This is a genomic window from Psychrobacter sp. ASPA161_9 (genome assembly GCF_051970275.1).
Lineage (GTDB): Bacteria > Pseudomonadota > Gammaproteobacteria > Pseudomonadales > Moraxellaceae > Psychrobacter.
In genome coordinates this window covers 466,920-478,560 of the sequence record NZ_JBEFNI010000001.1, presented here as the reverse complement: position 1 = coordinate 478,560, position 11,641 = coordinate 466,920, and the positions used below count along the sequence as shown (strand labels likewise).

The following is an 11,641-nucleotide window of genomic DNA, read 5'->3' as shown; positions in this document are numbered from 1 at the left end:
TTCCCTCGGAGCTAAATTTACTCTAAACATTACAATGTGGAATGATTAAAGTGCTTATACCGTAAACGGTAACTAAAGCATGACTAAAGGCAAAAAATCACTGAATTTAGATTGGAATGTGCAAAATATATGCCAAAAATTAAATATTGATTTAAGGTGGCGCTATTAAAGCTTAGGTTTAGAGATAAAGAATGAGGCAAAAATTTCCTCAGTTTCTTTGACGAAAATTGGCAATTCACACAAAATCGGCTACGCAAACCTGAGGTTTAGGTTTGTATTCTGAAAAGGGTATGTGGATAATAAAGTGATAGGCTTTAAGTATTAATAAAAGCTAGGTAGGAAAATGGAAGTTAGAAAGCAGAAGTCAGCAAACTGAAATTGGAGCTACCTTAATACGCGATTAAGATAGCTCTTTAAGCTTTAAATACAGTATATGAGAATTGAGTTAAGGTTGGTTAGTACCTGTTTGAGAAATCTTCGCAGAGAAGTAAACAGTACCTGTTTCACCTGCTGCTAGGCTACTAAACGTCCCTATCAAGTTTGGAGCAGTATAAGTTGCTGTAGCTGCAGGTGAACTTCCTGAAGTCTCAGAACTAAAGTCCTTTTCATAGATAATTTTAGGTGTCTCTAACACATCCGTTACTGCAAGACCGCTAATGATTTTAGCAGTATCTTTGAAAGTGTTTTCAGCAGTGATTTTATAGTAGATACAGTTACCAGGTTTGGCTTCACCACCACTGATAGTAGTATCAGCCCAGCTAAGCGAAGTTAAGGCTGCGCCACAAGCTGCTACTGCTTGGTACTTGAGTAAATTGATACCTTCCATAGTGGTAGTAGAGCTTACACTAGCGTTAGCAGGTGCAGGTGTGTCGGCAACTGGTCCTTGTGGCAATACAGTAATAGCCATGGTTTCAAGGCTACCAAGATCATTCGTGCCACCTGTAAGGTTACTGCTTGAACCGCTTGTATTTACTTTTACGCCAATCTTTACAAACTCGTTAGGCAATAAACCAGTTGTTGCTGCTTCATTAAGGTCATATCCCTTAGCAGTTTTGGTCAAAATGGTCTCACTGCTATCATAGCTACCATTATCGTTAGCATCTACAAACACTTCTGTTTCAACAATAGTGATGTTGGCATGATTAGTAGTTGGGGCTACCGTAAAGTAAACTTTATCAGCACTAGCGGCTTCGGTTATATCTGTACCTGCGTTAGTGATAGTATAGATATAAGTATTATTTTGACTTATAAGTCCAACTTCTTTGTCATCAGTATCGCTAGTAATCGTTAGGTTACGAGTCTGGCTACTGGTGGTAATAGTAGAGTTAGAGTTGCTATCTTTACCTTTGTAGTTGGTAGCAGTGGTATCTTCGTAGGTTTTTTCAGTAACACCACCTGCCGAATCACCTGAGCTATCAACAAGATCAAAAGAACCATTGCCATCAACATCATCTTCAACGAGGGCATAGTTGGTGATATTAGTGCCAGTAGCAGGCGTAGTCGTATCTTTCTTCGCACGGAAAGTAACAGTAATGGTTTCATTCATTTTGATATCTTGACCACTAACAGTTATCTCTTTGCCAGTGGTTGAAATATTTGCATCCTTAGCCGTACTTGTACCAGACGCGACTACCGTCGGCGTTATATAGTTAGTCTCTCCAGACTTTATGGCCACCAAACCTACAGGTAAGGCGTCAGTAATTCTTACTGCTGTACCATCGATGTTACCTTCGTTTTTCACAGTAATCGTATAGTCAACATAGGCGTTAGCATTATTGGTATCGAATGTTTTGTTGTTAAGATTGGTGGTAGCAGACTTAGTAATGGCATAAACAGGGGTAGTCGTAATAGCGTTGTTGGTGTTAAGCGCTTTTTGGTCTGCTGTTGTCTGACCTTTGTTTGTTAGATATGCACTGGTCGCTGTAACGGTAAAGGAGGTGTTATTACCGATAACACGATCAGAACTCGTGGTAGCGGTAATAGTAATGTCAGCAGTTTGACCTGGTTTAAGCGTTATCGTTCCACCAATTGCAATGGTCTCAGAGTTACCAACATTGGTATTGCCTTCTTTTATTTGGTACTTGATGGTAGCGCTAGCAGGTAAGCTGTTTGATGGATTGGCTAAACTAATAGTATACGTATCAGAGATGTTACCATCGTTACTGAGCGTATGGTTGAAGTCTACAGAAGAACCAGCGGCAGGGTGGATTGCGATGTTTTCGTTTAGGTCATCACCAATAGCACCACCACTACTTGTATCATCATTTTTGGCAACTAAGCTAAATGCTCCCGTTTCAGTCACATTGACGACGACTTCATTTGACTCGGCTCTTTGCTGATTACCTGTGTTATCAGCGATAGTATAAGTAGCCGTTGCCTTGTTCGTCACAGAAAAAGCATTCTCTTTGTCATATACTACATCGGCAGCGTTTGCAGTAGTTAAACTCATAGCGGCTACAACACCGACAGTTAATACTGAATATTTGAATATATTAGACTTCATAAATTAGTTTTCCTAAAAGTGTCGCGCAAAGTAATCAAAGTTGTTAATTGATAAAGGTTATTAATTAATAATGGTATTAAGAGATACGTCTGCTAGTTTGTTCGCAGGAAGCCACTTAATATTCCAACGAAGTGCTTTATATTCAGCCAATGGAACCTTGACGACCTTGCCGTCTACTCTGCGCATAAGCGGCATGTCCGCATAGTTTTTGCCATCGATTGTTGCTTGCGCACTTTTTGGTTGTGCTTCACCAGTGAATACCATGTTTGCAGGTATCGGCAAAGTCACAGCGACATCGCTAATAGGTTGATCAATGACGTTGGTATAAGTAGCGCGGTATTGTACGGTCTCACCCTTTTGAGCATTTGATGCGGTGATATAGCTAAGCTTGCCATCAGCGGTCTTTATAATTTTATTAGCTTGTAATTCCATCTTTAAAGCGTCTGTCGCCTGTGCGCTACTGAATAACGCAGCAGATACCATCATGGTAGTTATAAGTTTTTTTAGATAAAGTTTAGCTTTCATGATTTTTTCCTTTCTTCCTTTACCCTAATCAACCAGTCAAAAAGCCTCAATGTAGGGCAAATACAGAGTGTCTAAACACAGTAGATTTACGGCTGCACATTTCTGCAGGCAAATATAGTACTTACACTTTATATATATAAAATGTATTTTTATTATGTTAGCGATATTTGTATATTACTTATGTGGAATATAAAGGTAAAACTCGGTCAGTGCGACTAAAGTCAGATAGGTGGAGTTTTGAGATAGTTAAGCGGTAAAGGCTAAAATTTAGCCTTGTTTAAGTTTTTATTATCAATCATACAATCACAGGTTTGTAGTTAAAATAAGACCAGCTTGATCAGCTCAAGCTAATTAATCTAATAGCTAACATTAGCAACTACTTGGACTGTGTCGAACCATATTGGGTATTAAAGTAAAAAATACGTTTCTCTTTTTTGGGTAAAGTAGCAGATGTAGTAGTAATCGTGCCGTTCTGACCATTACTTAGACCATCGTTAAAGACACCAACCGTTCGTGCGGGTCCTGCTAATACAGAGGTAACCGTAGGATCTGCTGGATTGTTAGGATCTTTACGCTGTAATACGTCTTGCATCACAAAGTTATCGATAGCGACATTTGAGCGATTGGTCGCAGTGATCTTATAGGCAATGCATTGGCCTGGTTTGACATCTGTACCTGCGCCTGTAGTAGAGCTAGAAAGAGGGTTTTTACTGTAAGTTAAGCTAGCAAAGTTAGTAAGTTTACAGTCATTGGCCGCTTGTTCTTTTTCAAGAACCAGCGCTGCATTGTTGGTAATGACTCTACCAAAGTTATTATTTAAATAGTTATAATTGTTTGCTATTAGAGCAATGCTTTGCTTTTCAGTAGTCGTACGAATAGGGTAAGCAGGGCTGCTATTGTTATTGCTTTCGATAAGACATACTGAACCAACACCAGCCAATGTGGTACTAGCTACAGTAATTTGATATTTCCCTATATTAATACCAGAGTTCTCTGCAGCTTTTGTAGCATAGACAGTACTGGTATTGGTGCAATTCACCAGACTAACTGTACTACCCGCTATACCGCTCTCAGAGGGGATGCTAAATAATCCGTCAAAGTAGTTAGCATTGTTATATACACCGCTGTCTATAGTAGCGTTTCTGATATCCGCTTGAGCTTCAGTGATACCACCATTGTCATTAAAAACCGTTCCTGAGAAAGAGTAGGTTGCTGGACTATTGGTGATGGTACAAGTAATCTCATCGCCGTAAGTAGTACCAGAAATAGTGAATGAGCGAGTTTTGGCAGTAGCATCATATTTCATTGCGGTAGTCGGTATAGTAGTGCCGTTTGTCGTGGCATTAGTACAAGTATAAGTGGCGTTATAGTTCGCGATATCACCAAGCGTTGAGCCATTCATAACTCTTTCAGTAATCGTATATGTTGTGCTTTCTGCTAAACTTATGACGTTGCTACTACCGTTAGTGATCGTTGTGCCTGTGCCAGTGGTTGTAACGCTATTACTAGCGATAGAGCCACCAGTGACCTTGATCTCAAATTGATCGCGCTTGGCTTCGGTATCATTGACACGTGTACCATTGAGTGCCTTTTTTACAACAATTTTCGGTGGTGCAAGACAAAAGTAAAAGTCTGAGTAGCCCATCAAGTGATTACCAGTCGATTCTGTGCTAGATGCTCCAGAATAAGTATTACCATGAGTTACTATAAAAGGGGTGTTCGCCGATTTATAACCCCAATCTACATTGAAGTTACATGAGTTGGAGGTGCTACAGTTGTTCCACTGAGTCCCTGACACAGTACTACCAGACTGTGTTAAATAATTACTGCGTAAGTTGGAAAACAGTCCGCCGGAAGTAAGAAGTGAGATTGACTCAACATACTTGCCAGCCTCATTAGAATCCAAATCCTGAACAACAAACCCATATTTTGAGACAGGTCTGTCTATGACAGCGATTAGTTTGTGATTGATTGCAGCACGTTGGCTACTATGGAACATATTGAGAGCATTCTCTGTTACGCCAGGATCACTACCATAGCTTGGATAACCAGAAAGCAGATGTGTAGTCTCAGAAAAAGCTAATTTAAATTTGATGCCGTTAAAAGTGTATTCGTTACTCAAACTTCCATTTGCCCAGCTTACATTTGAAGGTTGTATAGCGCCAGCAGGCTTATTTCCTCCAAAGTAATACATCTGATGACCACTTGGACAAGTGGCTGGTGTGGTAGTCGAGCCTTCGTCAAATGTTGAGTTAACTGTATTGCTATCACTTGCACTTTTGGTGGCCAAATTTGCATGACTGATGGTAGCGATGTTAGTTACAGTAGCGCCTGCAGACGCAGTCACATGAGTAGGCACAATAATGCTATAGCTCTTGCCGACAGGAATAGATGGGATCGTAAATCCTGTCCCTTCTAGTTGAGACACTGTCGGTACGGTAGTACAACTATTGGTAGTATCTGTCGTGTCACACGTGATGTTGGATTGTTTGCTGAGTCCGGCAACGGCAGCATCTTTTATAGTTACGTTGTTTAAGGTAGCACCACCAGTATTGATGATTTTAACTATGTAGTTAGTCGTGTTGTTAGTGCCCATGCTATTTATACCGTCAGTCTTAGAAATTTCATAAGACAAAGGCGGGGTATAACAATAATTATCTACTTGAAAATCTATATCCTGATCTGAAGGTTTACTAATTTCGTTAGTATGGCCATAGCTCATGACTATTGATTGTACAGGTTGTGCAAACGAGATAGAGGCTTGACACTTGGTGTCAAGTTCGGCACTACACTGTGTGTTTTCCGATGAGAAAAAGGTGTTTCCAGAATTTGTTACATTGGAGCCAGTGAATGTCTTGCCAGCAATAATATCACCGCTTATAGTCTTACCAGTAATCGTTACCTGATCACTCCAGCCCCTACTATTGGCAGTGTTAAAGATGCTTTTATCAATGTCAAATATACTCAATGCAACATTGCTTAGGTAAAGAGGAGTAGTGGTGCCAGAGTTCCGAAAGCTAAGAATTACAGTAGTTGTTGTTAGGTTCTTATCATTACCAGTTTTATCAATGTGAAGGTAGTTACTCCCAATCGAAGGCGTAACTGTAGAGTTATTCGTTTGCGAAATATTCATATTGACACTGAGTGGTATGGTATTCGCAGGTGTGCCTACTACTGGTACATAACTATTGTTGTTGTAGCTCGATAATAAATTAGGATAGTCATTATCTGCAAATTTGCCTTGGACAGTGCCAGAAGGACAAGTAGCCCCAGGATTAGACTCAAAAGCAAAAGATGAATTGCTGAACAATAGTAGTACAGTAATGCTCATTGAGATTAGTGTTTTCTGTAAAGCTCTACTCAATAAAGATGAGCCTCGCGAACCTAAAAGACATTGAGCTTTGTGCATACGACTATTCCCAAAATCAGCTATTTACCACGATGGTCAATAGTTAAGCAGGTTTTCACAAGCTTACTGGTAGAAGATGTTAGGTAGTAAGTATCACAAAAGCCAGTTTAATATTACCAACGGTCATTTTGATATGATAGAGAGAATATAATTATTTAATGAATAACAATAGTTTGTTAATACGCGCTATAAATATTACATTTAGCTTTGTCATTTTTAAAAAAACTAATCGCTATTTATCTACGAAATACTTGTTATGTTGTCATTTCTCTACAGCCATAAACATTTGAGTCATAAGAGCCTATAATGAACGACTGTAATTATTTTATGATCATATATACAGATGTCACTAGTATGGTCAGCAAATGGCTTTGACAAATTAAAGTCACTATGTAGCCAATGTCATAATTGTGCTTATTAGTCACTCAACTGGCATAATATTATCTCTATTACCGCGTAAGACAATGGAATGCTTAAGCGTAGCAAGGACGTCGTAAAGTAGCCCGTTATCTCATTACACACTATTAAATAACACCCTACCTTTAGGTAGGAATGACTGATATAAAAGGACGAACAAAGATGAATTACTATAAGGATGCTGATAGCACCGAAACGCAAGAATGGTTGGAAGCTTTTGAGTCCGTCATCAAACATGCTGATAAGGATCGTGCACAGTTCTTATTAAAAGCGCTATATAATATGGCCGTACAGGAAGATCTACCTTTCAATCGTTTAGACACTGCCTATATCAATACCATCGCAGTAGAAGATGAGCCGATGTACCCTGGTGATTTGGCTATCGAGCGCAAGATTCGCGCTTTGATTCGCTATAATGCTTTGGCAATGGTGATGCGTGCAAACAAAAATGACGATGACTTAGGTGGTCACTTAGCGACATTTGCATCGAGTGCCACACTGTATGAGACGGGTTTTAACCATTTTTTCCGTGCGGCGAGCGATCATTTCGGCGGTGATATGATTTATTACCAAGGTCATTCAGCACCGGGTATCTATGCGCGCTCTTATTTAGAGGGTCGTTTAGACGAGGAGCAGTTAGATAACTTCCGTCGTGAAGTAGGTGGCAAAGGTTTATCAAGCTATCCGCATCCGTATCTGATGCCTGACTACTGGCAGTTCCCAACTGTTTCAATGGGTTTGGGTCCAATCATGTCAATTTATCATGCGCATGTGCATCGCTATATGGAAAACCGTGGATTGCTTGAGAAGGAAGGTCGCAAGATTTGGACGTTCTTAGGTGACGGTGAGACGGATGAGCCAGAAAGCTTAGGTGCAATATCACTTGCTGGTCGTGAGAAGCTTGATAATTTAATCTGGGTCGTCAACTGTAATCTACAGCGTCTTGATGGACCAGTACGTGGTAATGGTAAGATTATTCAAGAGTTAGAGTCTGTGTTCCGCGGTGCTGGCTGGCGTGTGATTAAGGTCGTTTGGGGCGGTAAGTGGGATAGTTTACTGGCTAATGATGATACTGGTGTTCTTAAATATCGTATGGAAGAAGTAGTTGATGGTGAGTATCAGCTATATGAAGCTCGTACCCCTGAATTTACCCGCAAGGAGTTCTTCGGTAAATATCCAGAATTAGAAGAGATGGCAGACGCCTTGTCTGATGAAGATATTTCACGTTTAAATCGTGGTGGTCATGATCCGATGAAAGTCTATGCCGCTTTTAGTGAAGCGATGAAGACGAAAGGTCAACCTACAGTTATTCTTGTCAAAACAGTTAAAGGCTATGGCTTATCTGCTCAGACCCAAGCCGTTAATAAGTCGCACCAAGTCAAAAAACTAGATCAAGAAGCCCTAATGTATTTCCGTGATCGCTTTGATTTGCCATTTACTGATGAGCAGTTAGAGACCCTACCGTTTTATCGTCCTGAGGAAGGTTCTGCGGAGATGAAGTACCTAAAAGGACGCCGTGAAGCCTTAGGTGGTCACTTGCCGAATCGTCGTAGTGGTCACATTCCACTGAACATTCCTGAACTGTCTATGTTTGATCGTGTACTGAAAGGCAGCAACGGTAAAGAGCAATCTACCACTATGGTGTTTGTGCGTTTGCTATCAGCAATGCTCAAAAATAAAGATATCCAAGATCGCGTCGTTCCTATCGTACCTGATGAAGCACGTACTTTTGGTTTAGAAGGTATGTTCCGTCAACTAGGTATCTATTCTGCTGTTGGGCAAAAATATACACCAGAAGATAGCGAAGCCTTGATGGGTTATAAAGAAGCAATCGACGGCCACATGTTAGAAGAAGGCATCAACGAAGCAGGCGCGATGAGTACTTGGATTGCGTTAGCAACAAGCTATTCTGTGAATGCGTTACCGATGATTCCGATGTATATTTACTATTCAATGTTCGGTTTCCAGCGCATCGGTGATCTAGCATGGGCGGCGGGTGACTGTCAGGCACAAGGCTTCTTATTAGGAGCGACAGCGGGTCGTACAACCTTAAATGGTGAAGGCTTACAGCATCAAGATGGTCATTCGCAAATCTTATTTAACGTTGTACCGAACTGTGTAACTTATGATCCTTGCTTTGGTTATGAGCTCGCAGTAGTTATGCATGATGGCCTACGCCGCATGTATGGCGAAGGCGAGCGCGTTTATTATTATTTAACTTTAATGAACGAAAACTATGAACAACCTGCGATGCCAGAAGGTTGCGAGGAAGGTATTAAACGAGGCATGTACTTGCTTGAAGATAATGGATCAACACAAGTTCAGCTGTTGGGTTCTGGTGTTATCTTACGTGAAGTACAAAAAGCGTCGCAGATATTAAAAGACGAGTTCAATATTTCGTCTAACGTATGGAGCGTGACTAGCTTTAATGAGCTGACACGTGATGGTATGGCTTGTGATGATTACAACCGTCTGCATCCTATGGAAGAAGAGAAAGTATCATGGGTGACCGAGCAGCTTGCCCCTCATGAAGGTATTGTAGTCGCCGCAACTGACTATATGCGTAACTACTCAGAGCAAATCCGTGGTTGGTTACCAGATAATCGTCCTTATACTACCCTAGGTACAGATGGTTATGGTCGTTCTGATACCCGTGAAAACTTACGTAGCTTCTTCCACGTGGACGCCGCTCACATTGTGGTAGCAACGCTCAAACGCTTAGCTGATGAAGGTGAAGTTGAGATGCGCCTTGTAAAAGATGCTATTTCAAGCTTTGGCATCGAAGTGGACCAGCCACCTGCATGGCAGCAACAACCTCATTATGATCATTTCCCAGATGCGCCAGCACCAGCACCTGATAACGTTAACCCGAATCCTGTACCTGAGTTTGTCGATGAAGATGATGATGAAGTCAGCACTGAAGGCCGCGCTGAAGATAAAGCCGATGCCAATTTGCTCAATGATGATGACATCAAAGAATGAGATTCACAAAATAAGACAAATACAAGATAAGGAGAGCAAGGATGGAAATTAAAGCCCCCGATTTGGGTGTTGATAGCGCCGAAGTCAGTGAGATTATGGTAGAAGTCGGCGATGTTATTGCCAAAGACGACAATATTATCTTGCTAGAATCTGATAAAGCCTCGGTCGAAGTGCCAAGCTCAGCTGCTGGTAAGATCACTAAAATTAGTGTTGCTATCGGCGATCAAGTTAGTGAAGGTATGGTGCTTATCGAGCTTGATAGTGATGCTGATACTGACAGTCAAGATGATAACCAAGACGACAGTAAAAGTGCGAATGAAGATAGTAAAGAAGCACCTGAAACCGAAAAACAAAACGAGCCTCAAGATACTAAGCAAGAAGAAAAACAAGACGATACTGAATCAGCTCAGTCAAATACGTCTAAACCTGCCGAAAAAGCAGGAAAAGCTACCACGCATGCATTGCCAGATTTAGGGGTTGATGAAGCGCAAGTGGCTGAGATCATGGTTAGCGTAGGTGACATAGTCAGTGCTGATCAGTCAATCTTATTAATTGAGTCTGATAAAGCCTCAGTTGAAGTGCCAGCTCCAGAAGCAGGCAAGATTGAAAAAATACTTGTTGAAGCTGGTGATATGGTTGCTAATGGTCAAGATTTCATCGTTATTGTTAGTAGTGGTTCAGATACTGCTGATAATAGTGCAGATGAGTCAAAAGATACTGAGTCACAAACGAAAGCTGGCTCTAACGATCAAGACGTTAGCACTAAGCCTGAAAGCAAAACTACTGGTGAGCCCAAGCAAGTTGCCACTAAGTCTGCGCCTGCAGCGAGTGACTCTAGTGGTAGCAAGCTAACAGAAGCTCAAGTTAATGAAAAATTAACCGAGGTTTATGCGGGTCCTGCTGTACGTAAGCTTGCTCGTCAGCTAGGCGTAGATATTACTCAGGTAAATGGCACAGCGATAAATGACCGTATCTTAAAAGAAGACTTATTTGCGCACGTCAAAAACAGCCTAACTACGCAAAAATCTGCACCTGCTGCTAGTAGCAACGTAGCAAGCTCAAGTCTGCCAAAACTGCCTGACATGAGCAATACGGATATCTGGGGCGAAACAGAAACTCAAGACCTTAGCCGTCTACAAAAGGTCTCAATACCACAGCTCAACTACAATACTTTGCTACCGCAAGTAACGCAGTTTGATTTGTCAGATATCACGGAGACTGAAAAGCTACGTGGTGAGTTAAAAGGTGGTATGAAAGCGCAAGGTATTGGTCTGACCATCTTGGCATTTATTGTCAAAGCGACCGCCTATGCGCTTACGCAGCATCCACGCTTTAATAGCCATCTAAATGATGATAATACGCAGATTATCTTGCGTAAAAGTGTCAATATGGGTATTGCCGTGGCGACTGATGACGGCTTAATTGTGCCAGTAATTAAGAATGCTCAAGATAAAGGTATTAAGCAGATTGCGATTGAGATTGGCGAGCTGGCAGTGAAAGCTCGTGATAAAAAACTCAGTACCAAAGATTTGCAAGGTGCTAGTTTCACGATTTCAAGCCAAGGCGTTTTAGGTGGGACTTCATTTACACCATTAGTGAATTGGCCGCAAGTAGGTATATTAGGCGCTTCTGAAGCAACAATGCAGCCACGCTGGAATGCCGACAAGCAGACTTTTGAGCCGCGTCTAATGTTGCCACTATCATTGTCTTATGACCATCGTGTCATTAATGGTGCTGATGCCGCCGTATTTACGCGTTATGTCGCAAGCTTACTTGCTGATCCACGTCGTATCTTGCTATAAATT

At 41.3% G+C, this 11,641-nt stretch carries 5 protein-coding genes; 2 read left to right on the top strand and 3 right to left on the bottom strand.

Annotation, left to right across the window (positions count from 1 at the left end):
- Positions 1–445: 445 nt before the first annotated feature.
- The 3 genes from ACTQ9S_RS01795 to ACTQ9S_RS01785 all read right to left on the bottom strand — a co-directional run bounded on the left by ACTQ9S_RS01795 (position 446) and on the right by ACTQ9S_RS01785 (position 6,359).
- Complete coding sequence (locus ACTQ9S_RS01795; RefSeq protein WP_440453476.1) at positions 446–2,503, bottom strand: hypothetical protein; 2,058 nt, start codon at positions 2,501–2,503, stop codon at positions 446–448.
- Positions 2,504–2,563: 60 nt separating this feature from the next.
- Complete coding sequence (locus ACTQ9S_RS01790; RefSeq protein WP_350656480.1) at positions 2,564–3,028, bottom strand: hypothetical protein; 465 nt, start codon at positions 3,026–3,028, stop codon at positions 2,564–2,566.
- Positions 3,029–3,404: 376 nt separating this feature from the next.
- Complete coding sequence (locus tag ACTQ9S_RS01785) at positions 3,405–6,359, bottom strand: hypothetical protein (RefSeq protein ID WP_440453474.1); 2,955 nt, start codon at positions 6,357–6,359, stop codon at positions 3,405–3,407.
- A 657-nt stretch (positions 6,360–7,016) separates the two neighbouring features.
- Between ACTQ9S_RS01785 and aceE the strand changes: the two genes are divergently transcribed.
- Both aceE and ACTQ9S_RS01775 read left to right on the top strand, forming a co-directional pair.
- Complete coding sequence (gene aceE / locus ACTQ9S_RS01780) at positions 7,017–9,836, top strand: pyruvate dehydrogenase (acetyl-transferring), homodimeric type (RefSeq protein ID WP_068328088.1); 2,820 nt, start codon at positions 7,017–7,019, stop codon at positions 9,834–9,836.
- Positions 9,837–9,877: 41 nt separating this feature from the next.
- Positions 9,878–11,638 carry a 2-oxo acid dehydrogenase subunit E2 gene (locus ACTQ9S_RS01775; RefSeq protein ID WP_440453473.1) on the top strand — a complete coding sequence of 587 codons (1,761 nt, stop codon included), beginning with the start codon at positions 9,878–9,880 and terminating at the stop codon, positions 11,636–11,638.
- Positions 11,639–11,641: the final 3 nt, after the last annotated feature.

What these genes read in the sequence shown, in the direction of transcription:
- ACTQ9S_RS01795 (WP_440453476.1), bottom strand. Translation starts at nt 2,503, where the DNA reads ATGAAGTCTAATATATTCAAATATTCAGTATTAACTGTCGGTGTTGTA.
- ACTQ9S_RS01790 (WP_350656480.1), bottom strand. Translation starts at nt 3,028, where the DNA reads ATGAAAGCTAAACTTTATCTAAAAAAACTTATAACTACCATGATGGTA.
- ACTQ9S_RS01785 (WP_440453474.1), bottom strand. Translation starts at nt 6,359, where the DNA reads ATGAGCATTACTGTACTACTATTGTTCAGCAATTCATCTTTTGCTTTT.
- aceE (WP_068328088.1), top strand. Translation starts at nt 7,017, where the DNA reads ATGAATTACTATAAGGATGCTGATAGCACCGAAACGCAAGAATGGTTG.
- ACTQ9S_RS01775 (WP_440453473.1), top strand. Translation starts at nt 9,878, where the DNA reads ATGGAAATTAAAGCCCCCGATTTGGGTGTTGATAGCGCCGAAGTCAGT.